The organism is Pseudomonas sp. LW8 (genome assembly GCF_041956865.1).
GTDB classification, from domain to species: Bacteria; Pseudomonadota; Gammaproteobacteria; order Pseudomonadales; family Pseudomonadaceae; genus Aquipseudomonas; species Aquipseudomonas siliginis.
In genome coordinates this window covers 3,930,371-3,955,251 of sequence record NZ_CP168138.1, presented here as the reverse complement: position 1 = coordinate 3,955,251, position 24,881 = coordinate 3,930,371, and the positions used below count along the sequence as shown (strand labels likewise).

Annotated in this window: 26 protein-coding genes; 13 read left to right on the top strand and 13 right to left on the bottom strand. The window is 60.6% G+C overall.

The window, feature by feature from the left end; all coding sequences use genetic code 11:
* Nucleotides 1-62: 62 nt before the first annotated feature.
* Together AB9L16_RS17835 and cysB are read left to right on the top strand one after the other, a co-directional pair.
* Nucleotides 63-566 (top strand): universal stress protein, encoded by a 504-nt coding sequence (locus tag AB9L16_RS17835; RefSeq protein ID WP_041478409.1) that lies wholly within the window; start codon nt 63-65, stop codon nt 564-566.
* Nucleotides 567-679: 113 nt separating this feature from the next.
* The gene (gene cysB / locus AB9L16_RS17830) at nt 680-1,654 is read left to right on the top strand and encodes an HTH-type transcriptional regulator CysB (RefSeq protein WP_016770873.1); all 975 of its coding nucleotides are present in this window, start codon (nt 680-682) and stop codon (nt 1,652-1,654) included.
* A gap of 9 nt (nt 1,655-1,663) precedes the next feature.
* Here the strand turns inward: cysB and AB9L16_RS17825 are convergent, their stop codons facing one another.
* Together AB9L16_RS17825 and AB9L16_RS17820 are read right to left on the bottom strand one after the other, a co-directional pair.
* Nucleotides 1,664-2,146 (bottom strand): GreA/GreB family elongation factor, encoded by a 483-nt coding sequence (locus tag AB9L16_RS17825; RefSeq protein WP_041478411.1) that lies wholly within the window; start codon nt 2,144-2,146, stop codon nt 1,664-1,666.
* Between the two features lie 2 nt (nt 2,147-2,148).
* Nucleotides 2,149-2,562 carry a hypothetical protein gene (locus tag AB9L16_RS17820; protein ID WP_041478413.1) on the bottom strand — a complete coding sequence of 138 codons (414 nt, stop codon included), beginning with the start codon at nt 2,560-2,562 and terminating at the stop codon, nt 2,149-2,151.
* Between the two features lie 125 nt (nt 2,563-2,687).
* On the opposite strand from AB9L16_RS17820, the gene earP reads away from it, so the two are divergent.
* Together earP and AB9L16_RS17810 are read left to right on the top strand one after the other, a co-directional pair.
* A complete protein-coding gene (gene earP, locus AB9L16_RS17815; RefSeq protein ID WP_375122483.1) occupies nt 2,688-3,830 on the top strand; it encodes an elongation factor P maturation arginine rhamnosyltransferase EarP in 1,143 nt (380 codons plus the stop codon).
* A 48-nt stretch (nt 3,831-3,878) separates the two neighbouring features.
* On the top strand, nt 3,879-4,448 hold the full coding sequence (locus tag AB9L16_RS17810; protein WP_003226785.1) for an elongation factor P: 570 nt from the start codon (nt 3,879-3,881) through the stop codon (nt 4,446-4,448).
* A 184-nt stretch (nt 4,449-4,632) separates the two neighbouring features.
* On the opposite strand, the gene AB9L16_RS17805 is transcribed toward AB9L16_RS17810, so the two are convergent.
* The 4 genes from AB9L16_RS17805 to AB9L16_RS17790 all read right to left on the bottom strand — a co-directional run bounded on the left by AB9L16_RS17805 (nt 4,633) and on the right by AB9L16_RS17790 (nt 7,915).
* Nucleotides 4,633-5,643 (bottom strand): alpha/beta hydrolase, encoded by a 1,011-nt coding sequence (locus AB9L16_RS17805; protein ID WP_252878650.1) that lies wholly within the window; start codon nt 5,641-5,643, stop codon nt 4,633-4,635.
* A gap of 36 nt (nt 5,644-5,679) precedes the next feature.
* Entirely contained in the window at nt 5,680-6,099 is a 420-nt protein-coding gene (locus AB9L16_RS17800) for an organic hydroperoxide resistance protein (protein ID WP_007940002.1), read from the bottom strand.
* A gap of 328 nt (nt 6,100-6,427) precedes the next feature.
* A complete protein-coding gene (locus AB9L16_RS17795; RefSeq protein WP_042607887.1) occupies nt 6,428-6,883 on the bottom strand; it encodes a MarR family winged helix-turn-helix transcriptional regulator in 456 nt (151 codons plus the stop codon).
* Between the two features lie 75 nt (nt 6,884-6,958).
* Nucleotides 6,959-7,915 carry a LysR substrate-binding domain-containing protein gene (locus tag AB9L16_RS17790; RefSeq protein ID WP_016770867.1) on the bottom strand — a complete coding sequence of 319 codons (957 nt, stop codon included), beginning with the start codon at nt 7,913-7,915 and terminating at the stop codon, nt 6,959-6,961.
* A gap of 111 nt (nt 7,916-8,026) precedes the next feature.
* Between AB9L16_RS17790 and AB9L16_RS17785 the strand changes: the two genes are divergently transcribed.
* Nucleotides 8,027-8,773, top strand: coding sequence for a sulfite exporter TauE/SafE family protein (locus tag AB9L16_RS17785; protein ID WP_221264894.1), 747 nt, complete (start codon nt 8,027-8,029; stop codon nt 8,771-8,773).
* Here AB9L16_RS17785 and AB9L16_RS17780 read toward each other — a convergent pair.
* Entirely contained in the window at nt 8,763-9,617 is an 855-nt protein-coding gene (locus AB9L16_RS17780; RefSeq protein ID WP_375123776.1) for a LysR substrate-binding domain-containing protein, read from the bottom strand. The two genes, AB9L16_RS17785 and AB9L16_RS17780, sit on opposite strands and share 11 nt — an antisense overlap.
* 97 nt (nt 9,618-9,714) lie before the next feature.
* On the opposite strand from AB9L16_RS17780, the gene AB9L16_RS17775 reads away from it, so the two are divergent.
* Both AB9L16_RS17775 and AB9L16_RS17770 read left to right on the top strand, forming a co-directional pair.
* Complete coding sequence (locus AB9L16_RS17775) at nt 9,715-9,936, top strand: DUF1127 domain-containing protein (RefSeq protein ID WP_016770864.1); 222 nt, start codon at nt 9,715-9,717, stop codon at nt 9,934-9,936.
* Between the two features lie 64 nt (nt 9,937-10,000).
* The gene (locus AB9L16_RS17770; protein ID WP_375122482.1) at nt 10,001-11,227 is read left to right on the top strand and encodes a winged helix-turn-helix domain-containing protein; all 1,227 of its coding nucleotides are present in this window, start codon (nt 10,001-10,003) and stop codon (nt 11,225-11,227) included.
* Between the two features lie 89 nt (nt 11,228-11,316).
* Here the strand turns inward: AB9L16_RS17770 and AB9L16_RS17765 are convergent, their stop codons facing one another.
* Nucleotides 11,317-12,663 carry a class II 3-deoxy-7-phosphoheptulonate synthase gene (locus AB9L16_RS17765; protein WP_095182202.1) on the bottom strand — a complete coding sequence of 449 codons (1,347 nt, stop codon included), beginning with the start codon at nt 12,661-12,663 and terminating at the stop codon, nt 11,317-11,319.
* A gap of 151 nt (nt 12,664-12,814) precedes the next feature.
* Between AB9L16_RS17765 and AB9L16_RS17760 the strand changes: the two genes are divergently transcribed.
* Nucleotides 12,815-13,570, top strand: coding sequence for a spermidine synthase (locus AB9L16_RS17760; RefSeq protein ID WP_056788491.1), 756 nt, complete (start codon nt 12,815-12,817; stop codon nt 13,568-13,570).
* 109 nt (nt 13,571-13,679) lie between these two features.
* On the opposite strand, the gene AB9L16_RS17755 is transcribed toward AB9L16_RS17760, so the two are convergent.
* On the bottom strand, nt 13,680-14,471 hold the full coding sequence (locus tag AB9L16_RS17755; RefSeq protein ID WP_056788494.1) for a crotonase/enoyl-CoA hydratase family protein: 792 nt from the start codon (nt 14,469-14,471) through the stop codon (nt 13,680-13,682).
* A 419-nt stretch (nt 14,472-14,890) separates the two neighbouring features.
* On the opposite strand from AB9L16_RS17755, the gene AB9L16_RS17750 reads away from it, so the two are divergent.
* Complete coding sequence (locus AB9L16_RS17750; protein WP_016770859.1) at nt 14,891-16,564, top strand: DEAD/DEAH box helicase; 1,674 nt, start codon at nt 14,891-14,893, stop codon at nt 16,562-16,564.
* A 116-nt stretch (nt 16,565-16,680) separates the two neighbouring features.
* Here AB9L16_RS17750 and AB9L16_RS17745 read toward each other — a convergent pair whose 3' ends face one another.
* Nucleotides 16,681-17,448 (bottom strand): DODA-type extradiol aromatic ring-opening family dioxygenase, encoded by a 768-nt coding sequence (locus tag AB9L16_RS17745; protein WP_375122481.1) that lies wholly within the window; start codon nt 17,446-17,448, stop codon nt 16,681-16,683.
* Nucleotides 17,449-17,551: 103 nt separating this feature from the next.
* Here AB9L16_RS17745 and AB9L16_RS17740 point away from each other — a divergent pair, with 103 nt between their 5' ends.
* Entirely contained in the window at nt 17,552-18,208 is a 657-nt protein-coding gene (locus AB9L16_RS17740) for a thiopurine S-methyltransferase (protein WP_256809700.1), read from the top strand.
* A gap of 172 nt (nt 18,209-18,380) precedes the next feature.
* Here the strand turns inward: AB9L16_RS17740 and htpX are convergent, their stop codons facing one another.
* Nucleotides 18,381-19,268 (bottom strand): protease HtpX, encoded by an 888-nt coding sequence (gene htpX / locus AB9L16_RS17735; RefSeq protein WP_007908619.1) that lies wholly within the window; start codon nt 19,266-19,268, stop codon nt 18,381-18,383.
* Between the two features lie 302 nt (nt 19,269-19,570).
* On the bottom strand, nt 19,571-20,782 hold the full coding sequence (locus AB9L16_RS17730) for a pyridoxal phosphate-dependent aminotransferase (protein WP_016770856.1): 1,212 nt from the start codon (nt 20,780-20,782) through the stop codon (nt 19,571-19,573).
* Nucleotides 20,783-21,006: 224 nt separating this feature from the next.
* Between AB9L16_RS17730 and msrB the strand changes: the two genes are divergently transcribed.
* The 3 genes from msrB to AB9L16_RS17715 all read left to right on the top strand — a co-directional run bounded on the left by msrB (nt 21,007) and on the right by AB9L16_RS17715 (nt 22,444).
* Nucleotides 21,007-21,402, top strand: a complete 396-nt coding sequence (gene msrB, locus AB9L16_RS17725; RefSeq protein WP_041478500.1) for a peptide-methionine (R)-S-oxide reductase MsrB — start codon at nt 21,007-21,009, stop codon at nt 21,400-21,402.
* A 104-nt stretch (nt 21,403-21,506) separates the two neighbouring features.
* Nucleotides 21,507-21,992 carry a glutathione peroxidase gene (locus AB9L16_RS17720; RefSeq protein WP_016770854.1) on the top strand — a complete coding sequence of 162 codons (486 nt, stop codon included), beginning with the start codon at nt 21,507-21,509 and terminating at the stop codon, nt 21,990-21,992.
* Nucleotides 21,989-22,444, top strand: a complete 456-nt coding sequence (locus tag AB9L16_RS17715; protein WP_056788501.1) for a MarR family winged helix-turn-helix transcriptional regulator — start codon at nt 21,989-21,991, stop codon at nt 22,442-22,444. Before AB9L16_RS17720 ends, AB9L16_RS17715 begins: the two co-directional genes overlap by 4 nt.
* Here AB9L16_RS17715 and AB9L16_RS17710 read toward each other — a convergent pair.
* The gene (locus AB9L16_RS17710; protein ID WP_375122480.1) at nt 22,431-24,752 is read right to left on the bottom strand and encodes a response regulator; all 2,322 of its coding nucleotides are present in this window, start codon (nt 24,750-24,752) and stop codon (nt 22,431-22,433) included. The genes AB9L16_RS17715 and AB9L16_RS17710 overlap by 14 nt on opposite strands.
* Nucleotides 24,753-24,881: the final 129 nt, after the last annotated feature.

The window sequence follows — 24,881 nt, the reverse complement described above, 5'->3', positions numbered from 1 at the left end:
ACTCGCCAAGGCACTGCTAAGCTGAATCAATCTCCGCCATCGTTGGCTCGCGAGGAGGTCCCATGATTCGCTCAATGCTGTATGCCACCGACCTCGGTCTGTACGCACCGTTCGTGATGCAGCATGCCCTGGCCTTGGCGCGCACCTTCAATGCCGATCTGTATGTAGTACACGCGGTGGAACCCATGGGCCTGTTTGCCGAGTCAGTGCTGCAAAGCTATCTCGACGAACAGGCATTGAACGAATTCCATAGTCAGGGTCTGAAAACAGTCATTGCCAATATCGAACAGCGGGTGCTCGACAGCTTTCGTGAAGAACTGGGGGACGACGGCGAACAGGATCTGCAGCGCATTCGCGCGGTGCGCGTGCTGCAGGGTGATCCGTCGCAGGTGATTCTCGACCAGGTGCACAAACTCTCGGTCGATCTGCTGATCGTCGGCAGTCACAGCCATGGCGTCGGCGCGGAAACGCCGTTGGGGCGCACGGCGGCGCGGGTTCTGCAGTTGGCCAAGGTGCCGGTCTATCTGGTGCCGCTGATGGAGCGCCGGCGGCGGGACGATCGTTGAAGCAGGAATAATGGCGTTTTGATAAAAAAGTTCTAGATTTATTCTTCGAACCATTAATATAGTTATATACCGTCGCTGATGCCCGTGGCGTCTACCTGCTTTGAGGGATTGATATGAAGCTTCAACAACTGCGCTACATCTGGGAAGTGGCGCACCACGACCTCAACGTTTCCGCTACCGCTCAAAGCCTGTACACCTCGCAACCGGGCATCAGTAAGCAGATCCGCCTGCTGGAAGACGAGCTGGGCGTCGAAGTCTTCGCCCGCAGCGGCAAGCACCTGACCCGCGTCACCCCGGCCGGCGAGCGCATCATCACCACCGCCGGCGAGATTCTGCGCAAAGTCGAAAGCATCAAGCAGATTGCCCAGGAATTCTCCAACGAGAAAAAGGGCACCCTGTCGATCGCCACCACCCACACCCAGGCGCGTTATGCGCTGCCGCCGGTGATCAGCAATTTCATCAAGCAATACCCGGACGTGGCCCTGCACATGCATCAGGGCTCGCCGATGCAGATCGCCGAAATGGCCGCTGACGGCACCGTCGATTTCGCTATTGCCACTGAAGCGCTGGAGCTATTCGGTGATCTGGTGATGATGCCGTGCTATCGCTGGAACCGCTGCGTGGTCGTACCCCACGGCCACCCGCTGACCAAGCTGCCGAAGCTGACCCTCGAAGCGCTGGCCGAATATCCGATTGTTACTTACGTGTTCGGTTTCACCGGCCGTTCCAAGCTCGACGAAGCCTTCAGCCATCGTGGCCTGACGCCGAAAGTGGTGTTCACCGCTGCTGACGCCGACGTGATCAAAACCTACGTGCGTCTGGGTCTGGGCGTGGGCATCGTGGCTAAAATGGCCGTCGATACCAAACTCGATAACGACCTGGTGGTGCTGGATGCCAGCGAGCTGTTCGAGTCGAGCATCACCAAGATCGGTTTCCGTCGTGGCACCTTCCTGCGTGGCTTCATGTGCGACTTCATCGAGAAATTCGCTCCGCACCTGACCCGCGAAGTCATGGCCAAGGCCATTCAGTGCCACAACAAGCAAGAGCTGGAAGAACTGTTCGACGGCGTCGAACTGCCCGTTCACTAAGCACCCGCTTCAGAGCACCTCGGTGACAGCAAATTGTTGCCGGGTGCCCGCCACCAGAATCTCCACCTGATCGCCCTCGAACTTGCCCAGCAGGCTTTTGCCCAGCGGCGAGCGCGGGGTAATGACGGTAACCGGCTGACCCACCACGTCGACTTTCAGCCCCGCCGCATCCGGCGCCAGAAACAGCCATTGCTCGCGACCCTTTTCGTCCTCCAGACCGAGCAGGGCGCCGACTTCGATGCCGCGATTTTCGTCGTAGGCACGCAACGTCAGGTTCTGGCACAGCGCCAGTGACTGACGAATCTCCTCAACCCGCTTCGCCTGACCCGCCGCCAGATATGACGCTTCCAGCCCCAGCGTGTCGTACTTGTTTTCGGCGATGTTTTCTTCGTGGGTCGCGGTTTCGTAAGCGGTTTGCGCAGCGCGTTCGGCGATGTCGAGGTCGATGCGCAGCTTGTCGAGAATCAACTGGTGGACGCTGTGTTTGTTCATGATCAATCGCAGAATTGCAAAACGTTGGCGCGGCTCTTTTCGGTCGGCGCGGTCTGGTCCTGCTGCAGCCAGAACTGGCATTTCGGGTTCGACGCATTGCGCGAATTGGCGCGCGCCTGGTCCAGTCGGGCCTGCTGTTCATTCTTGCGCAGGTTTTCTTCGTACTGTTGGAACAGCGGCGTTGGCGGCGGTGCGACGTCCGGCTGTGGCTCGACTGCAACTGGCGGATTGGCCAATTGCTGCACCGCTTGAGCCACCGGGGCCAATTGCTCGGGAAAGATGAAGCGCGATAGCAGCCAGCAGGTCAGCGCAATCGCCAGGAACCCCAGCCACAGGCCCAGCGCAATGCTGCCGGTCAGATGCAGCGCGCTAAGCTGAACAGGCAAGGGACGACGCGGATTCGGACGGTAGGGCATGGCGGCCTCCTGGCGGATGGTTGCGGGCAAGTGGCGATTGTCGCACGAAGATTAATCGCCGTCGGCTCTTCTGCGCGAGCGCATTTATGCGGACAATCGAGGTCTTTTGCCAACGGGAGAACGGCATGCCTGAAGCGAAACCCCGCTGGGACATTTTCTGCACCGTGGTCGATAACTTCGGTGACATCGGCGTGACCTGGCGCCTGGCCCGGCAACTGGTGGCCGAACATGCCTTGCCGGTGCGCCTGTGGGTGGATGATCTACGCGCGTTCGAGCGCCTCTGTCCTGAGATCGATGTCGATGTTGTGCAGCAATGGCAGCAGGGCGTCGAGGTGCGTCAGTGGCCGAGCGAATGGCCGCACGCCGAGGCAGCCGACGTAGTCATCGCCGCCTTCGCCTGTCAGTTGCCCACTGATTACATGGACAGCATGGCTGCGCGGGAAACGCCGCCGCTGTGGCTCAACCTCGATTATCTCAGCGCCGAAGACTGGGTCACCGGCTGCCATGGCTTGCCGTCGGTGAAATACAAATCGGTGCAGAAGTTCTTCTTCTTTCCGGGCTTCAAGCCGGGCACCGGTGGCCTGCTGCGCGAATGCGGACTGCTCGAACAGCGTCGGCAGTTTCAGAAGGATCGGCCGGCTCAGCAACATTTCCTGCAAGACCTGGGTATTGATCCCGCGCCCGATGCGCAACTGATCTCGCTGTTTGCTTATGAAAATGCCGGGTTGGCCAGTTGGCTGGATGTGCTGGCGGCCGACGCACAGGCGACTCACCTGCTGGTGCCGGAAGGGCGGATTCTCGGCGATGTGGCGCGCTGGCTGGGCGTGGAAACCTTGATGGTCGGTGCGATTCATGTGCGCGAGTCCCTGACCATGCAAGTTCTGCCGTTCGTCCGTCAGGATCAATACGACCATCTGCTCTGGTGCTGCGATTTCAACGCGGTGCGCGGTGAAGATTCATTCGTGCGCGCGCAATGGGCGGGGCGGCCGATGCTCTGGCACATCTATCAGCAGGACGATGACATCCATCTGGACAAGCTCGACGCTTTCCTCGCGCTCTACACTCACGGCCTTTCGCCCGCTGCGGCGCAGGCGATGAACGGTCTGTGGCGAGCGTGGAGCGCCGGGCAACCGATCGGCGAGCACTGGCTGGCGGTGCGAAATCATTGGCCGGAACTTCAGAAAAACGCCGAGGCATGGTGTCTGGAACAGGCCTTGCAGGCGGATCTTGCCACGGCGCTGGTACAGTTTTATGTAAATTGGATATGATACGCGGCCTAGATTTTTGTAAATCCCATCCAAATTCGGATATTCGCAATGAAAACTGGTAAAGAACTCAAACCCGGTACCGTGATCCGTATCGACAACGATCCTTGGCTGGTTCAGAAAGCTGAATTCACCAAGTCGGGCCGTAACAGCGCGATCATGAAGACCAAGCTGAAGAACCTGCTGACCGGTTACAAGACCGAAACCGTTTACGGTGCGGACGACAAACTGGACGACGTGATCCTGGATCGTAAAGAAGCCACCCTGTCGTTCATCAGCGGTGACACCTACACGTTCATGGACACCACTGACTACACCATGTACGAGCTGAACGCCGAAGACATCGAAAGCGTTCTGCCTTTCGTTGAAGAAGGCATGACCGACGTTTGCGAAGCCGTGTTCTTCGAAGAGCGTCTGGTTTCCGTAGAGCTGCCGACCACCATCGTGCGTCAGGTTGACTACACCGAAGGCTCCGCTCGCGGTGACACTTCCGGCAAGGTGATGAAGCCTGCCAAACTGAAGAACGGTACCGAGCTGTCGGTTGCCGACTTCATCGAAATCGGCGACATGATCGAGATCGATACCCGCGAAGGCGGTTCCTACAAAGGCCGTGCGAAATAAGCACTGCTTTTTGCGGAAAGAAAAAACCCGACCATTGAGTCGGGTTTTTTTGTGCCTGCGCTTTGAGTTTCACACCTGTCCCATGTGGGAGCGAGCCTGCTCGCGAATGCGGTGTGTCATTCAATGAAGCGCTGTCTGACGGGACGCTTTCGCGAGCAGGCTCGCTCCCACAATGGGACTGTGGTTACTTCAAGTGTTGCTTCAGTTCTTCAGACGCCTGCAACATCGCCGACCGCACCGCCGGTACCTGGCTGACCACGTTGAGCAAACCGTAATCGTGAATCATGCCGTTGTAGCGCACCGACGTTACCGAAACTCCGGCTTCATCGAGTTTGCGCGCATAGGCTTCACCTTCATCGCGCAGCACGTCGGCGCTGGCAGTCTGCACCAGTGCAGGTGGCAGACCTTTGAGTTGCGCGGTGGTGGCGCGCAGCGGTGAAGCGTAGATCTCGTTACGCTGTTTGGCGTCGGTGGTGTAGTTGTCCCAGAACCACTTCATCATGTTGCGGGTGAGGAAGTGCCCTTCGGCGTACTGGTTGTACGAACCGGTGTCGAAGTTGGCATCGGTCACCGGCCACAGCAGTACCTGGAATTTGATCGCCGGGGTGCCCTTGTCCTTGGCCATCAGTGCAACCACTGCGGCCATGTTGCCGCCGACGCTGTTGCCGGCCACGGCCAGGCGCTTGCCATCGACGTTGATCTCTTTGCCGTGTTCCGCCACCCATTTGGTCGCAGCGTAGGCCTGGTTGATCGCCACCGGGTAATGCGCTTCCGGCGAAGGGGTGTAATTGACGAACACCGCCGCCGCACCCGAACCGACCACCAGATCGCGCACCAGACGTTCGTGAGTCGGGAAGTCCCCCAGCACCCAGCCGCCGCCGTGGAAGAACATGAACACCGGCAGCTCACCCTTGACCCCGGCCGGCCGGACGATGGTCAGGCTCAGCGGTTGACCATCGACCTGGATGGTCTTCTCGCTGACATCGGCTTTGGGCAACGTCAACTTGACCCCGGACTGCGCGCCGACCAGCACGGCGCGGGCATCCTTGGGCGACAGCTGCTCGATCGGCTTGCCGCTGCCTGAGTTCAGCGCATCGAGAAATGCCTGGGTGTTGTGTTCGACATCACCGGCGAAAGCGCTGTGTACCGACAGGGCGAGAAGGGTGCCGGTCAAGACTTTGCTGAAAGTGTTCATGTTCAATTTCCTTGTTCGGGCCGGAGACTTGAGTGATTACACGGTTACGTGCAGACGCACATCGACGTTGCCACGGGTGGCGTTGGAGTACGGGCAGACCTGGTGAGCGGCGTCGACCAGCGACTGCGCATCGGCTTGTTCCAGGCCCGGCAGGCTGATGTGCAAATCGATGTCCAGACCGAAACCGCCAGGGATCTGGCCGATGCCGACATGGGCGGTGATCGACGCGTCGTCGGGAATCTTGCGCTTGGTCTGGCTGGCGACGAATTTCAGTGCGCCGATGAAGCAGGCCGAGTAACCGGCAGCAAACAGTTGCTCAGGGTTGGTCGCCGCACCGCCAGCACCGCCAAGTTCTTTCGGAGTGGCCAGTTTGACGTCCAGTACGTTGTCGCTGGAGATCGCACGACCGTCACGGCCGCCAGTGGAAGTTGCGATTGCGGTGTAGAGAGTTTGCATGGTGTGAGCCTCATGGGTTGTGGTTTTGTGCGCTAATTGTTTGCGCGCTAAGTAGGTGTGAAGAGAATGTATAGCGCTAATGTTTAGTGCGCAAGATAAATTTTTAACAAAAAGCACGTTTTGCTCAAGGGCATAGCGTGGCAGGGACCGGTAAGGCTTGATTTAGAGCGCTTGCCGAGGGAATTCAGGCGGGAAAAATATTTTTGTTGGCGCTGAAATCAGTGTGGGAGCGAGCCTGCTCGCGAAGGCGGTGGAACATTCAACGACTCGCTGTCTGATCGGACGCTTTCGCGAGCAGGCTCGCTCCCACAGGGGGATGTAGCGGGGCTTAATTCAGGCTGTCTTGCAGATGTCCGCGCAGCGCTTGCAGCTCGGCCTGCAATTTCTGCAGACGTTCAAGGGTGAAGCCACTGGCGCCGAGAATGCACTGTGGCACGGTCTGCGCCTTGTCGCGCAAGGCTCGGCCCGCTGCGGTCAGTTCGACAATCACCACCCGCTCATCTTCGCGACTGCGGGTGCGGCTGAGCAGGCCTTCGGCTTCCAGGCGTTTGAGCAATGGCGTCAGCGATCCCGGATCGGTCAGCAGGCGTGCGCTGATTTCTCCGACAGTCAGACCGTCCTTCTCCCACAGCACCATCATCGCCAGATATTGCGGATAGGTCAGGCCCAGCGCCTGCAACAGCGGCTTGTAGACCTTGGTCATCATCAGCGAGGTCGAGTGCAGGGCGAAGCACGCCTGATTGTCGAGCAGAAGGTCGTCGCAGTTGTCGCGTTCGGAAGTCATGTCAAAGCCTTGATCGTTGATCGTTTTTTAATCTAGCGCTCGAATCTTTAAGGCGCCAGATAAATATGTCCGGCCTCAGTGCCGGGCGAATTGCCGTTGCAACGCCAGATCCCACGGCGGCACCGGACTGAAGCGGGTTTTCAGGTATTCCAGCAATAACCGACTGCGCGAATGGACCTGCTGTTCCATGCGCAGCGCGTAAATGCCGGTGGACTCCGGCGGCGGCAGGCCATTTTCGCAGAACAGTGGCACCAGTTCGCCACGCAGCAGGTATTCGCTGGCCAGCCAGGTCGGCAAGTGTGCGACGCCCAGACCCGCCGCCGCGCCACACGCCAGAGCTTCGGCATTGTTGGCGCTCAGACGTACGCGCGATGGCCGGTGCAATTGCATTTGCCCGTCCACTTCGAATTTCCAGGCAAACGGCGGCGCAAGGCCTTCCCAGTCGAGCCCGTCGTGTTCACTCAACTGCGCCGGATGCTCGGGCACACCACGCTGCTTGAGATAGTCAGGGCTGGCACAGGCGACGCGGACCATGCTCGCCAATGGCGTGGCGACCAGGCGCGAGTCAGCCAACTGGCCGGTACGCAGCACCAGATCGACCTTGCCCAGGCTGCTGCCGGCCATGTCGCTGAAGCTGTCGATCAGGTGCATCTGCACATCCAGTCCCGGATACAGCAGGAGAAAATCGGCAATCACCGGCGCCAGATGCCGGCGCCCGAAGGCTGCTGGCGCATCGATGCGGATCAGGCCTTCCGGTGCGCTGCTCAACGACACCGCTTCGGCACGCGCCAGTTGCAACTCGGCGATGATCCGTCGCGCCCGTTCGGCGAAGGCCAGACCGGCCGAAGTCGGTAGCACGGCATGGGTGCTGCGCACGAACAGCTGACTGCCGACGGCACTTTCCAGGCTATCGATGCGCCGCGCCACGGCGGAAGGCGTCAGCGGATGGCGGCGCGAAGCGGCAGAAAAGCTGCCACTCTCCAGCACATCGAGAAACAAGCCGAGCTGATCGGTCAATTGGTTGGGATTCATGGAAACCACGCTTGTGCAAAATCGGCATAGCCATTGTGCGTTGCTATGCGTTTCCCCGCTAGGCGCGAGTGCGTAGCATTGGCCGCCTGTCGTTAGAGGATTACCGTTGTGATGGATTTTCTGTTGTACCTGCTGTTCGGCGCCGCCCTGGGCACATTGGGCGGGATCTTTGGCATTGGCGGTGGCTTGATTGCGATTCCGTTGCTTGGCGTGTGGTTTGGGCTTGATCAGCAGATCGCCCAGGGCACGGCACTGGTGATGGTGGTACCGAACGTGATGCTGGCGCTGTGGCGTTATCACCAACGCAATCGCATCGAGTTGCGCCATGCGCTGCCGCTGGCGGTGATGGGTTTCTGCTTTGCCTGGCTCGGCTCGATCTGGGCGGTGGGCATCGATGCGCAGACCATGCGCATCGGCTTTGTCGCCTTTCTGGTGGCGCTGTCGGCCTACAACCTGTTGAAGATGTTCGGCCCGCGCCCAGCGCCGACTGCCGAGATGCGCTATTCGTGGCCGTGGCTGGGCGTGCTCGGCGCCGCCTCGGGGACCATGGGCGGTCTGTTCGGCGTCGGCGGCGCGGTGGTGGCGACGCCGGTGCTGACCAGCCTGTTCGGCACCAGCCAAGTGGTCGCTCAGGGCTTGTCGCTGGCGCTGGCCCTGCCGAGCACTGGTGTAACCCTGGTGACCTACGCCGTGCACCATGAAGTCGACTGGATGATCGGTCTGCCTCTGGCGGTCGGTGGTCTGCTCAGCATCAGTTGGGGCGTGAAAGTTGCCCACGCCATGCCGGAAAAAATTCTGCGTGGGCTGTTTTGCGGCTTCCTCGTGCTGTGTGCGGTGATGCTCGCGTTTAAAGTTTGAAGCCCTCGACAATGTGTTCGGCCAGGCACTCGGTGATCGGCGACGGGTTATTCAGATTGCGGATCAGCATGATGCTTGCCTCGGGCAGCAGCGGCAGGTCTTCGGCGGCGCCAAGGATGCGCATGTCCGGGGTGATCAGACTCTCCAGTTGCGCGGTGATCGCCAGCCCTGCGCTGACCACAGCCATCAGCGCCGACAGGCTGCTGCTGTTGTAGGCGATGCGGTAATCGCGGCCCATCGCGTCCAGCGCATTGCACGCCCACAAGCGGCAGAAACAATCACTGTTGAACATCGCCAGGGGCAGCGGCGTCTGTTCGTGGGCGCTGAAGTTCTGCGCCTCGGCCCAGACAAAGCGCTCCTTGCGCAGCAACTGGCCGATCTCGTTGCCCGGCTCACGGGTGACGATCGACAAGTCCAGATCAGTGCGCTGCAACAGTTGTTTGGTCGATTCGCAATGCACTTCGATCTGGATCAGCGGATAGAACTGCGCAAACCGCGACAGGATTCCCGGCAGAAAACGCATCACATAATCATCCGGCGTACCGATGCGCACGGTGCCGACCATGTGCGGCTCGCGCAGGGTGTTGAACACCTCACTGTGCAGTCTGAGGATGCGCCGTGCATAACCGAGCAGCACCTGGCCTTCGGCCGTCAAGCGCACCTGGCGCCCATCACGCTCGAACAGCTGGCGCTGCAACACGTCTTCTTCCAAGCGTTTCATCTGCATGCTCACCGCCGACTGGGTGCGGTTGACCATCTCGCCAGCACGGGTGAAACCGCCCTGATCGGCAATCGCGACAAAGGTGCGCAGGACATCGGTATCGATACTGGGGTAGGCGGACAATTGATGAATCTCCGTGATGCATGCCATCAGAAACATTCGTTGGATTGATCTTAGCGCCGGCGCGAGACTTGAGCCATCCACAAAAGGAGGCAAGACGATGAAAGGTCAAAGAGAGTATGCAAGCCAAGAACAGCTGTCCGGCCACGGCCATATCGTGTCCGATCTGCTGCACAAATTCAGCCGCTGGTATGAGCTGCATCGTGAACGGGAAATGCTCGCCGGGCTCAGCGACGAAGCGCTGAAGGACATCGGCATCAGCCGCGCCGATGTGGAGCATGAAACCGTGCGGCCGTTCTGGGACGACCCGATGCATAAATGATGAGGCTATCGCTACACAAACCCCTTTCAGGTGAGGTAGGTTGCGAGCAGACATGGAGGAATAAATGCCCGCGACAGTGTCCTTTTCCCTCAAACAGGCGCGACGTCTGGCGCTGGCTGCCCAAGAGTTCAACGGGCGCCAGCCGCCGAACGTCAATGCCAGTCATCTGAACCGGCTGATCGAACGGCTGGGCCTGCTGCAAATCGATTCCGTCAATGCCGTGGTGCGCTCGCACTACCTGCCGCTGTTTTCCCGTCTCGGTTGCTATCCATCTGACTTGCTCGACCAGGCTGCCTGGAGTTCGGGCCGTCGGCGCACGCTGTTCGAATACTGGGGCCATGAAGCGTCGTTGCTGCCGCTGTCGATGTTTCCGTTGCTGCGCTGGCGCATGCAGCGGGCCAAGCGTGGCGAAGACATCTATCAGCAATTGGCGAGGTTTGGTCGCGAACAACAGGAAACCATCCGCCGCGTGCTGACTGCGGTTGAGGAGCGGGGCGCGCTTGGCGCCGGCAGTCTGTCGACCCGCGAAGACAAGGCCGGGCCATGGTGGGACTGGAGTGCCGAGAAACATGCGCTGGAATGGTTGTTCGCCGCCGGTGAGGTCACAGTGGCGGGGCGACGCGGTTTCGAGCGTTTGTACGATTTGCCCGAGCGGGTGATTCCGGCAGCGATTCTGCAGCAGCCCCAACCGGGTGAGGCCGAGGCGCAACGCAGTTTACTGTTGCATGCGGCGCAAGCGTTGGGCGTTGGTACGGAAAGAGACCTGCGTGATTACTTTCGCCTGAGCCCTGCGGATGCGCGGCCGCGTCTGGCTGAACTGGTTGAGGCGGGGCAATTGCAGATGTGCGAAGTCGCCGACTGGCGGCAGATCGCCTATTGCCTGCCGGAGCCCAAAGTGCCGCGCAAGGTCATCGCCAGTGCGCTGCTGTCGCCGTTCGACTCGCTGATCTGGGAGCGCAGCCGCACCGAGCGTTTGTTCGATTTCCGCTATCGTCTGGAGATTTACACACCGCAGCCCAAGCGGGTTTACGGCTATTACGTGCTGCCGTTTTTGCACAACGAGCGGATTGCCGCGCGGGTTGATCTGCGTGCCGAGCGGGCAGCGGGGCAGTTGGCGGTGCATGCGGTGCATGAGGAAGAATCGGGACTGGACGAGGAGGGGATGCTGGCGCTGGCGCTGAATTTGCGGCGGATGGCGGGTTGGCTGGGGCTTGAGCGGGTGCAGTTGAATTGTCAGCGCGAGAGTGCGGGGCGGTTGCGGGTGGCATTGGCGCAGATGGAGGGGGCCTGAGCCGGCCCTTTCGCGAGCAGGCTCGCTCCCACAGGGAAACGCATTGCAAATGTGGGAGCGAGCCTGCTCGCGAATTGGGGCTACTCGGTCTAGCGGCGGACTTGCTTCAGGGTCTCGGCAATCAAAAAAGCCAATTCCAGCGACTGGTCAGCATTCATCCGTGGATCGCAGTGGGTGTGATAACGGTCGGACAAGCCATCCTCGGTAATCGGCCGCGCGCCGCCGATGCACTCGGTGACGTTCTGTCCGGTCATCTCGATGTGAATGCCGCCGGCATAACTGCCTTCCGCTTCGTGCACCTGGAAAAACTGCTTCACCTCGCCAAGGATCTGCGCGAAGTCACGGGTCTTGTAGCCGCTGCTGGCCTTGATGGTGTTACCGTGCATCGGGTCGGAGCTCCACAGCACTTGCTTGCCTTCGCGCTGGACCGCGCGGATCAGTGCCGGTAGATGATCGCCGACCTTGTTCGCACCCATCCGCGCGATCAGGTTCAAACGCCCCGGATCGTTGTCCGGGTTGAGCACGTCGATCAGGCGGATAAGATCATCGGGGTCCATGCTCGGTCCGACCTTGACGCCGATCGGGTTGTTCACCCCGCGCAGGAATTCAACGTGCGCGCCGTCGAGCTGACGCGTGCGGTCGCCGATCCACAGCATGTGCGCCGAGCAATCGTAGTAATCGTTGGTCAGGCTGTCGCGGCGTACGAAGGCTTCTTCGTAATTCAGCAGCAGCGCTTCGTGGGCAGTGAAAAAACTGGTTTCGCGCAGTTGCGGCGAGCTGTCCATGCCGCAGGCGCGCATGAATGCGAGGGTTTCATCGATGCGGTCTGCGAGGTGGCTGTACTTCTCGGCCAGCGCCGAGTTGGCGATGAAATCCAGGTTCCACTTGTGCACTTGGTGCAAGTCGGCGAAACCGCCCTGGGCGAAAGCGCGCAACAGGTTCAGGGTCGCTGTGGACTGATGATAGGACTGCAGCAAACGCTCAGGATCCGGCACGCGGCTCTTTTCGTCGAAGCCGATGCCGTTGACGATGTCGCCACGGTAGGCCGGCAGGGTCACGCCGCCGATGGTTTCGTCGTTGGCCGAACGCGGCTTGGCGAACTGACCCGCCATGCGCCCGACCTTGACCACTGGGCAACCGGCAGCGAAGGTCATGACGATCGCCATCTGCAGCAACACTTTAAAGGTGTCGCGAATCTTCGCTGCGGAGAATTCAGCGAAGCTTTCCGCGCAATCGCCGCCCTGCAACAGAAACGCGCGACCCTGGGTAACTTCGGCGAACTGGCGGCGCAGCTCGCGCGCTTCGCCGGCGAACACCAGCGGCGGATAGCTGGCCAGGGTTTGCTCGACCTGGCGCAGGTGCGCGGCGTCGGGGTATTGCGGTTGTTGCTGGATCGGCAGGGCGCGCCAGCTGTCAGGGCTCCACGGTTGGCTCATCACGGTCTCGAAGTTCGTACGCAGGGAAGCGCCATGTTAGCAGCAATTAGTGCGTGACCTGCTCCCGCCCCATCGCCGACAATCGCCGCTTTGCCACGGCGCCACAGCGGTGCCATCGCGTCACCGCGCCCGGTGACCATCAGGAGACGAAATGACTGAGGAGCGCGTCGAGCATCTGCTCGCCGAAGTACAGGATGAGTTCGGCGTGATTCGCGTGCTGGAAGTGGCCGATTACCGCTTTCTCGAGTTTGGCGATGCGATCGAGCAGAGCTGCGTGTTCACTGCCGACCCGAGCTGGCTGGAGTACGACTACACCCGCGCGATGCTGATCGGCGCGCTGTGCCACGAGCAGCCGGAGAGCGCGCTGTTTCTCGGTTTGGGTGCGGGCACACTGACCCAGGCTTGCCTGAAGTTTCTGCCGCTGGAAGACGTCGAGGCCATCGAACTGCGCCCGGACGTGCCGCGGCTGGCCATCGAATATCTTGGCCTGGATGATGATCCGCGTTTGTACATCCGCGTCGGCGATGCGCTTGAACTGCTGCCGACTGCCGAGCCGGCGGATCTGATTTTCGTCGACCTCTATACCGATGTCGGTCCCGGTGTCGGGCATCTGGCCTGGAGTTTTCTCGGCGATTGTCAGAAGCGCCTGAATCCGGGCGGCTGGCTGGTGATCAACCAGTGGGCCACCGATGACGGCAAACCGCTGGGCGCGGCATTGTTGCGCGGGCTCTATCACCGGCATTACTGGGAGTTGCCGGTGAAGGAGGGCAACGTGATTCTGATTATCCCGGCGGATCTCGATCAGGCGCTGGACATGCAGGCGCTGACCCAACGAGCCGAAGCGCTGGCGCCGCAGTTGGGGTACTCGTTGCAGTCGTTGATCAACGCGATTCGCCCGGCGACCTGAGCCGGCAGTACCGCCCCCTTCGCGAGCAGGCTCGCTCCCACATTTGAAATGCGTTCGACCTGTGGGAGCGAGCCTGCTCGCGAAAAGGCCCTGACAGGCAGCAGATTCTTCACACCCCTTTGAAAATCCCTGGCCGCCGCTCCACCAGCGATCTCACCCCCTCCCTGGCATCTTCAGTGGCGAGCAACTTCTTCACCAACGCCGGTAACGCCTGCGCCGCCGCTGTCTCACCCTCATAACGCGCCTGTCGCGCTGACATCAAGGTCGCCTGCACCCCCAGCGGCGCCTGCCGGGCAATCCGTTCGGCCAGCTCGATCGCACGGGGCAGCAAGTCTTCACTGGCCATCACTTCCTGGACCAAGCCCAGATGCAACGCATCGTGTGCATCAAACTCGTCGCCGGTGAGCAACCAGCGCATCGCATTGCCCCAGCCGGCAATCTGCTGGAAACGCAAAGTCGCCCCGCCAAACGGAAAGATCCCACGCTGCACTTCCATCTGCGCGAAGCGGGTATTGCTCGCGCACAGATTGATGTCCGCCGCCAGCATCAGCTCGATGCCGATAGTCAGGCAGTAACCCTGCGCGGCGACGATTACCGGCTTGCTCACCCGTGGCCCGACGAAAACGCCCCAGGGATCGCACCCGCCTGTCGGAACCTGCCAGCCTTCGGCCAGCGCCGCGCTGGCATTGACCAGATCAAGCCCGGCGGTGAAGTGCTCGCCGTGGCCGAACACCACGGCGACCCGCGCTTCGCGGTCGGCTTCGAACTCGCCGTAGGCCAGGCTCAGGTCGTTGAGCAGGTCGATATCGAAAGCGTTGCGCTTGGCCGCCCGATCGAGGCCGATCAAGTGCACATGACCACGACGTTCTCGGCTGACGCGGCCGGCGCAGGGCTGATTCATGGCTAAATCCTCAAGCGGGAAGGGCGGGTGCGCGGCGCTTTGCCGCAGGTCGGTGAACCGTTTAAGCGTCATCGCCCGCAGGGCCGGGCCTTTGCAAAATAGACCGTTGCGCGATTATCCGCAAAACCCCGTTACACGGCGGTGACACACGGATAAGGGCCACAAAAAAAGCTCCCTTTTCGGGCGAAATCCGGTATAGTGCGCGCCGGCCTTTAACCGGGCCGCGTTTAGGTAGCGCATTTCCCGAAGTCAGCTTCGGCTGCACGTCCGCATTGCGGGCTCTTCCTTGACGATTCATCTTCATTCATTCGTTTTCGCAAATCCCCGCCGACAAAGCTGCCAGGGCGACTCTTGAGTCTCAACACGGCATGCGCAGCTTTGGAGCATGGGTCTTTGCGGATGCACTTAGAGGCAGACCCATGACCCAGGAAACCGGCGGATTCGCCGCTTTTAATCTCAACCCGAATATTCTTGCAGCCGTCGCAGCGACTGGCTACGAAGAGCCTTCGGCGATTCAGCAGCAATCGATCCCGATCATCATGGCCGGCCAGGACATGATTGGCCAGGCGCAAACCGGTACCGGTAAAACCGCCGCGTTCGCACTGCCTATCCTGCACCGCATCGATCCTGCCAAGCGCGAACCGCAAGCCCTGATCCTGGCGCCAACCCGAGAGTTGGCGCTGCAAGTAGCAACCGCTTTTGAAACCTACGCCAAGCAAATGCCAGGCGTCACCGTCGTGGCTGTCTACGGCGGCGCGCCGATGGGCCCGCAACTCAAGGCAATCCGTAATGGCGCACAGATTGTTGTCGCTACTCCGGGTCGTCTGTGCGACCACCTGCGTCGCGACGAGAAAGTCCTGTCGACCGTGAACCATCTGGTTCTCGACGAAGCTGACGAAATGTTGAAGCTGGGCTTCATGGATGACCTGGAAGTCATCTTCAAGGCTCTGCCATCGACCCGCCAGACCGTGCTGTTCTCGGCGACCCTGCCGCAGTCGATCCGCGCCATTGCCGAACGCCATCTGCGCGATCCGCAACACGTCAAGATCCAGACCAAGACCCAGACCGTTACCGCGATCGAACAGGCTCACCTGTTGGTTCACGCTGACCAGAAAACCTCGGCCGTGCTCAGCCTGCTGGAAGTCGAAGACTTCGACGCCCTGATCATGTTCGTGCGCACCAAGCAAGCCACTCTGGACCTGGCCAGCGCCCTCGACGCCAAAGGCTACAAAGCCGCCGCGTTGAACGGTGACATCGCCCAGAACCAGCGTGAGCGCGTCATCGACTCGCTGAAAGATGGCCGTCTGGACATCGTTGTCGCCACCGACGTTGCTGCCCGTGGTCTGGACGTTCCGCGCATCACTCACGTGTTCAACGTTGACATGCCGTACGACCCGGAATCCTACGTGCACCGTATCGGCCGTACCGGCCGTGCCGGTCGCGAAGGTCGCGCCCTGCTGCTGGTGACTCCACGTGAGCGCCGCATGCTGCAAGTGATCGAGCGCGTAACCGGTCAGAAAGTTGCCGAAGTGCGTCTGCCGGACGCTCAAGCCGTTCTCGATGCTCGCATCAAGAAACTGACCAACAGCCTTTCGCCGCTGGTTGCTGATGCCGAATCGACTCACGGTGAGCTGCTCGACCGCCTGACCGCCGACATCGGTTGCACCCCGCGTGCTCTGGCTGCTGCGCTGCTGCGCAAAGCCACCAATGGTCAAGCGCTGAACCTGGCCGCAATCGAGAAGGAACGTCCACTGGTGCCGAACAACGCACCGCGTGGCGACCGTCCTGAGCGTTCCGGTGATCGTCCTGATCGTGGTGACCGCGAGCGTCGCGCGCCAATGCCTTTGGGCGAAGGCCGTGCTCGTTGCCGTACCGCGCTGGGCGCGCGTGACGGTATCGCTGCGAAAAACCTGCTGGGCGCCATCCTCAACGAAGGCGGTCTGGCCCGTGAAGCGATCGGTCGCATCCAGGTGCGTGACAGCTTCAGCCTCGTCGAGCTGCCGGAAGAAGGTCTGGAAAAACTCCTGACCAAACTGAAGGACACTCGCGTGGCCGGTAAGCAGCTCAAGCTGCGTCGCTACCGCGAAGATTGATCCGCCCTCGGGCTGATTGATCGCACATAAAAAATCCCCGACTGGTTCGGGGATTTTTTTTGCCTGCTCATCGGGCGACACAACACCTTGTGGGAGCTGGCTTGCCAGCGATGACGTCAGCCGAAGCGATAAATATCCATACCCAGCGCCCCCATCGTGAAACCCTGATGCGCCACGCTGAAAACCCCGCCAGCACCGCGAGCAAAGTACAGCGGCAACAAATGCTCATCACTCGGGTGACTGCGCACGGCATTCGGCGCCTGCTGGCGATAATCATGCAGCGCTGTTTCATCGTCGGCCGCCAGCTTGTCGATCATCCAGTCACGGAAATCCCGCGCCCACGGTTCAACGCTTTCCGGGCCGGCATGCCAATCCAGCTCCCGGAGGTTGTGGGTGATGCTGCCGGAGCCGATCAACAGAATGCCGTGTTCGCGTAGGCTCGCCAGTGCACGGCCAACTCGCGTCTGCAATGCCGGTCCGCCGCGACTCGGCAACGAGACTTGCACCACCGGAATATCGGCCTGCGGATACATCAAAGACAGTGGCACCCAAATACCATGATCGAACGGTCGTTGCGGATCGAGCCGCGCCGGCAGGTCATTGGCGTTCAGCAGTTGAGCCACCTCGGCGGCCAGCTGCGGATTGCCCGGTGCCGGGTACTGCACTTCAAACAGCGCACGGGGGAAACCGCCGAAGTCGTGCCAGGTTTCCGGGTGCGAGTGGCTGCTGACCAGCAGTTCCTGGCTTTCCCAGTGCGCCGAGACGATGACAATGGCGTTGGGGCGCGGCAGTTCAGCGGCCAGTCGCGCCAGTGCCGGGCCGCTGGCACCGGGCTCCAGCGCCAGCATCGGTGAACCGTGGGAGATAAACAGGCTGGGCAACATGGACGGGCTCCTGAGCGCTAAGATGAACCATCTTCAGTCAGATCATCGATCTGAATCCAATATAAGTTTCTGCGGTTTTTCATCGGTTTTTCGGGAGTGATCCATGCAGCCTGAGTTTTGGTACAAGAAATGGGATTCGAACCAGATCGGCTTTCATCAGGCCGAGGCCAACCCGTATTTGCAGCGCTATTGGCCGGAGCTGGCGATTGCACCGTCGGCACGCGTGCTGGTGCCGCTGTGCGGCAAGAGTCTGGACCTGCTCTGGCTTGCCGGGCAGGGACACCAGGTGATTGGGGTTGAGCTAGCGGAAAAGGCTGTCGAGGAGTTTTTCAGCGAACATCAGTTGCAGCCGCAGATCAGCGAGAAGGGCGCATTCAAGGTTTATCGCAGTGTTGCGTTCGAATTGTGGTGCGGTGATTTTTTTGCGCTGACGGCCGAGGACGTCGCAGATTGTACTGCGCTATATGACCGCGCCGCGCTGATTGCCTTGCCGGACGCAATGCGCCAGCGCTACGCGGCGCATTTGCAGCACTTGCTGGCGCCGGAGATGAAAGGGCTGGTGATTACCCTGGATTACGATCAGACGCAGATCCCGGGACCGCCGTTTGCGGTGAATGATGATGAGGCGCAGCGGCTGCTGGGCCAGGGTTGGCAGCTGGAGAAACTGGAAGAGCGAGATATTCTGGCTGAGAGCCCCAAGTTTCTACAGGGCGGGGTTGAGTGGTTGGTGGAGCGGGTTTATCGGGTTTCTTCCAGATAGTTTTTTATTAGCAGCTCCGGCGTCTTCGCGAGCAGGCTCGCTCCCACAGGGGAATGCGTTTCAAAGGTGGGAGCGAGCCTGCTCGCGAATGGGACTTTGCTGACAACGCATGATCTGAAGATACAAAAAAAGGCCCGCATCACTGCGGGCCTTCTTTTTTATTGCGATCAAATCAACCGCGACGACGCAGTGCGTCAATACGCTCTTCCAGCGGCGGGTGGCTCATGAACATGCGGGCGAAGCCCTGTTTGATGCCACCGTTGATGCCGAAGGCGTTCAGGGTGTCGGGCATATGCACCGGCAGGCCCTGTTCGGCGCGCAGACGTTGCAGAGCACCAATCATCGCGCTGGTACCGGCCAGGCGGGCGCCGGCTTCGTCGGCACGGAATTCGCGCTTGCGCGAGAACCACATGACGATTGCGCTGGCGAGGATGCCCAGCACCAGTTCGGCGAAGATGGTCGCCACGTAATAGGCGATGCCCTGGCCTTCTTCGTTCTTGAAGATGACCTTGTCGACGAAGTTGCCGATGATCCGCGCGAAGAACATCACAAAGGTGTTCACCACGCCCTGGATCAGAGCCAGCGTGACCATGTCGCCGTTGGCGACGTGACCGATTTCGTGGGCCAGTACGGCTTTCACTTCATCGGGCGAGAATCGCTCGAGCAGGCCCTGGCTGACCGCGACCAGCGCGTCGTTCTTGTTCCAGCCGGTAGCGAAAGCATTCGCTTCGTAGGCCGGGAAAATCCCGACTTCAGGCATCTTGATCCCGGCTTCGCGGGACAATTGCTCGACCGTTTGCAGCAGCCATTGCTCATGACGAGTGCGTGGCTGGCTGATGATTTGCGTACCGGTGCTCATCTTCGCCATCCACTTGGAGATGAACAGCGAGAACAGCGAGCCGGCGAAACCAAAGACCGCACAGAAGACCAGCAGCTGACTGAGGTCGAGGTCGACCCCGTTGGCCGCCATGAACCCGTTGAAGCCGAACAGGCTCAGGGTGATGCTGGCTATCAGCACGACCGCCAGGTTAGTGGCCAAAAACAGCAGGATGCGCATCATGGTTGTAGAACTCTCCTCAAGCTAAAGATGTAGCGTACTGCGGGGTATATAAGGTGCGGCACCGGGCTATTCAACCGAGTGACTATTTCAAACTGTGTCCTACAGCGGTTTCTTGAGGAAAAAGAAAATTCCCACCCTCGATTCCGACACGGATGACACAGCCTTTCGCCCCGCCGCCATTAGGTCAGACACGTCTGTACGGCTCGCATCGCAAGTGTAGAAGGGCTGCAAAGGCGCGGAACAAAGATGTGTTGCTGAATCAGACAGTGCGCAACAGTCAATCCGTTGCGCACTGCTGGCCATTACTGGCGGTAGGACTTGAGGAAGTTGCCGATGCGGCCGATGGCCATTTCCAGATCATCGACGCGGGGCAGGGTGACCACGCGGAAGTGATCCGGCCACGGCCAGTTGAATGCCGTGCCCTGGACCACCAGCAGCTTCTCGGAAAGCAGCAGATCAAGCACGAACTTCTCGTCGTTATGGATCGGGCAGACCTTCGGGTCGATTTTCGGGAACGCGTACAACGCGCCCATCGGCTTCACGCAGCTGACGCCGGGAATATCGTTGAGCAACTCCCAAGTGCGATTGCGCTGCTCCAGCAGGCGACCCTGCGGCAGCACCAGATCGTTGATGCTCTGGTAGCCGCCCAGCGCGGTCTGGATTGCGTGCTGGCTCGGCACGTTGGCGCACAGGCGCATGTTGGCCAGCATGTCGATGCCTTCGATGTAGCTCTGCGCGTTGTGTTTCGGCCCGGAGATGGCGATCCAGCCGGAGCGGAAACCGGCCACGCGGTAGGATTTCGACAGGCCGTTGAAAGTCAGGCAGAGCAGATCCGGGGCCAGCGAAGCGGTGCAGATGTGCACGGCGTCGTCATAGAGAATCTTGTCGTAGATCTCGTCCGAGAACACCACCAGGTTGTGCGCGCGGGCGATTTCCAGCATGCCCAGCAACACTTCCTTCGAGTACACCGCACCGGTCGGGTTGTTCGGGTTGATGATCACCATGGCCTTGGTGTTCGGGGTGATCTTGGCCTTGATGTCGGCCAGATCCGGGAACCAGTCGGCACCTTCGTCGCACAGATAATGCACGGCGTTACCGCCAGCGAGGCTGACGGCAGCGGTCCACAGCGGATAGTCCGGGGCTGGCACCAGCACTTCGTCGCCATTATTGAGCAGCGCCTGCAGCGACATCACGATCAGCTCGGAAACGCCGTTGCCCAAGTAGATGTCTTCGATGCCGACACCTTCAACCTGCTTCTGCTGGTAGTACTGCATCACCGCCTTGCGCGCGCTGAACAGGCCTTTGGAGTCGCTGTAACCTTGCGCGGTCGGCAGGTTGCGGATCACGTCCTGGAGGATTTCGTCCGGCGCTTCGAAACCAAACGGCGCCGGGTTGCCGATGTTCAGCTTGAGGATGCGCTGGCCTTCCTCTTCCAGTCGTTTGGCGTGCTTGAGCACCGGGCCGCGAATGTCATAGCAGACGTTGGCGAGCTTGTTCGATTTGCTGAACTGCATGGCGATGTGATCCCGAAAATGAACGATCCAGGCGGCAAATGGACAACCGTACTGGGATTGCTGCGTCTTCGCACAGGCGGAGGTCTGGCGCTTTAGCGCTCAGAATCCGTTTGAATGCGCCCGGTCTGGCTGCCAGACTGGCGCGTGACGAGGCGCAATCATACGTGCCGCCCGATCCGTGGAAAAGGTACAGATCGGGCTTTTTCAGCCGCTGAGGTGTGATGATGGAAAAGTTGCAGAAAACCCTGGAAGAATGGCGTGCCATGCTCGACCCCGAGCAGTACAACGTCTGCCGTCTGAGTGCCACCGAGCGTCCGTTTTCGGGCAAATACAACAACACCAAAACCGACGGTGTCTACCACTGTGTCTGCTGCAACGAGCCGCTGTTCGACTCCAAGACCAAATTCGACTCCGGCTGCGGCTGGCCGAGCTTTTACGCGCCGATCGGCGATAGCGCGATGACTGAGATCCGCGACACCAGCCACGGCATGATCCGCACCGAAGTGAAATGCGCGCGCTGTGATGCGCACTTGGGCCACGTGTTCCCGGATGGCCCACCACCGACCGGCCTGCGTTATTGCATCAACTCGGTGTGCCTGAATCTCGAGCCCCGGGAATAACCGAAACAGGCGACATCGCGTCGCCTTTTTATCGGTCAATTAGATTGCACACAATTCAATTGCTCGTTATGTTTGCGCCTTCCTGACCATTGCGGAGCCGACCCATGAGCGACAACCTGCTGAATATCCCGTGCACCACCATCAAGGGTGAGCAAAAGACCTTGGCCGATTTCGCCGGCAAAGCCGTGCTGGTGGTCAATACCGCGAGCAAGTGTGGCTTCACTCCGCAATACAAGGGCCTCGAAGAACTCTGGCAAACCTACAAGGATCAAGGGCTGGTGGTACTGGGTTTCCCGTGCAACCAGTTCGGCAAACAGGAGCCGGGCAATGAGGGCGCCATCAGCGAGTTCTGCGAACTGAATTTCGGCGTCAGCTTCCCGCTGTTCAAGAAGATCGACGTCAACGGCGCCGATGCTCATCCGCTGTTCGTGCAGTTGAAGAAGCGCGCCCCGGGCCTGCTCGGCTCGCAGGGCATCAAGTGGAATTTCACCAAGTTCCTGATCGGCAAGGATGGCCAGTTGGTCAAGCGTTTCGCCCCGACGACCAAGCCGCAGGACCTGAGCGGCGAGATCGAAGCTCTGCTGAAATGAGCCTGGCGGTTGATTCGCTGAAGCTCGACAGCCAGTTGTGCTTCAAGCTGTACGCGGCCTCGCGGGCGGTGATTCGCGCCTACAAGCCGATGCTCGATCAGTTGGGCCTGACCTACCCGCAGTACCTGGCGATGCTGGTGCTGTGGGAATGGCAGGATGCTGCGCCGGAGCAACCGACGGTCAAGGCCTTGGGCGAACGTCTGGCGCTGGACTCGGGGACGTTGACGCCTTTGCTCAAGCGTCTGGAGCAGAGCGATCTGGTCCAGCGTCGGCGCTCGGCGCGGGATGAACGCGAGATGCACCTGAGCCTGACGCCTGCCGGAACAGCACTGCGCGAGCAGGTCGGGCCACTCAAGGCGCGCCTGCTCTGCGACAGTGGCGTAGATCTCGACCGGCTCAATGATTTGCGCGCCGGCCTCGATCATTTGCTCGGGCAGATCAAAGGGCTTTAGTAGTCGGCATCCACTGATCAAGCAACGCGGCGAGTTCTTCGCGGCGAAACGGTTTGGCCAGATAGTCGCTCATGCCCGCCGCGCGGCAGCGTTCGCGTTCCTCGGACATGGCATTGGCGGTCAGCGCGACAATCGGCAGACTCGGCCAGCGCCCGCTCTGGCGAATCTGCCGACTGGCTTCATAGCCATCCATCACCGGCATGTTGCAGTCCATCAGCACCAGATCGAAATCGGCAAACTCCAGTTGATCAAGCGCCTCGGCACCATGCCCCGCCACCACTACATCGCAGCCAAGCTTGCCGAGCATGCCTTTGGCGACCAGTTGATTGACCGGGTTGTCCTCGACCAGCAGCACCTTGCCCCGGCGCGCGGACGGCAAGGCATCCGCTTGTGCTTCGCTGAGGGTGGCGGCGTCCGGTTGCAGAATCCGTCGCAGATGCTGGTACAGCGCGTTGCGCGCCAGCGGCCGGGCTTGCTGCTGCAAGGGGGCGAGGGCGGCGGCTTCTTCGCTGGGCAGAAAACTGCCGTAAGCAGTCACCAGCAGAATCGGCGCGGTGATGCTAGGGCGCAGACCGAACAGGCATTCCGGGCAATCGGTGATCAGCACATCCGGACTCAGGCCCAGCAGCGAATCATCAATAGTGCGCTGCGTGTATTCCAGGCCCCACACCGGCAACAGGCTTTTCAGCAATTCCGCCAGGCCACTGCTGGCAGCGGTGATGGCGAGAACCTTGCCGCGTAACGGTATCGGCGGCAGCGCGCGGGTGTGAGAGGGCAGTGGCAGTTCGGCGCAGAACTGGCTGCCGAAGCCGCTTTCGGAGCTGATGGTCAGCCGACCCTGCATCGCCTCGCACAGGTTGTACGTCAGCGCGAGCCCCAGCCCGGTGCCGCCGTACTGACGGGTGATACCGGCGCCGGCCTGGGTGAACGGCTGGAAGATTTTCACCTGCGCTTCCTGGGCGATGCCTATGCCGGTGTCGCAGACTTCGATGCGCACGCCACCCTTGTACGCCGACAGACGCACATCGACCCGACCGAAGCGGGTGAATTTCAGCGCGTTGGACAGCAGGTTGCTGACGATCTGCCGCACCCGGGTCGGGTCGCCCAGCACCAGCGCCGGGAAGTGCGGCTCGATCAGACAGGTCAGCTCGACGCTTGGCGCGGCGTTCTGCGAGAGCAGGTTGGCGGTGTCTTCGATCAGCGAACCGAGGTCGAAGGGGATGTTTTCCAGCTCCAGTTGCCCGGCGTCGAATTTCGACAGGTCGAGAATATCGTTGAGCAGTTCCACCAGCACCTTGCCCGAGTCGTGGGCGATTGACAGTTGTTGCTGCTGCTCGGCGTTGAGCGGGCCATCCAGCGACAGCGCGATCATCCCCAGCAAACCGTTGAGTGGCGTGCGGATCTCATGGCTCATATTGGCCAGAAACGCCGAACGCGCTTCGGCCATGTCCAGCGCAGTGCGGCGGGCCACTTCCAGCTCTTCGTTGGATTGACTGAGGCGGGCGTTGATTGCCTTGAGTTCGGCGGTGCGCGCAGAGACGATGTCTTCCAGTTGCGCGAGGTATTCGGTCAGGCGGTTTTCCGCGGTGCGCCGTTGCTGGATTTCGGTGGCGATGTTCTCGAACTGCTGATTGGCGACCTTGACCAGCACGCCGATTTCATCGTTGCCGTGGCCGGCCGGGCACTCGAGCGTGGTCGGCTCGGCGCTGCGCGGGTCGCGACCGCTGAGCTCACGGATGACCCGCACCAACGGCTTGGTCAGCATCACGTAGAACAGCGCCAGGAGGATCCCGGTCAGCAGCAGGCTGCGGGCAAAACCGTTGAGCAGGGTGACTTCCGCGCGGCGCAGGAAGCGGCTGCCGAAGGCATAAGTGTCGACTTCAAGCTTGAGAACGCCGAGGGATTCGTTGGGCAAGTGGTCGAGGTACAGACGATCTTCGAAATGACGCTTGGCGCCGAACAGGAAGTCGCTGATCAGCCGATAGCTGCTCTGCAGTTCCGGGCGTTTGACGCTGGCCAGCACGGTCTCGTTGTTGTCGATCAGTTGCGCGGCGATGATCGCGGGCGAGCGCAGCAGGCCCAGGGTGAGCTCCTGCGCGAGCTCGGCGTCGATGTTATAGGCGATGCGCGAGGCCGGATTGTGGCTGATTTCCAGCAGCGCGAGGATTTCACGGTTGATGGAAGCGTCTTCGCTGGCATAATCGATGCCGATCTGCAGCAGACTGAGCAGGGTGCCCAGAATGAACCCGACCAGCACGGTAAGCCTGGCTTGCTTGTAAGACAGCCGGTGGGTGAATTTGATATCCATGGGTTGTTGAACCACTTCCGTTTCCCTTCGCTGCTCAAGCATAGTCGATCATGCAGGGATACCGAGGTTCCCGAATCGCCTTGTAACAAGGCTTGCTGAGGCGATTTTATCTGTGTGTCGTCGCTGGAT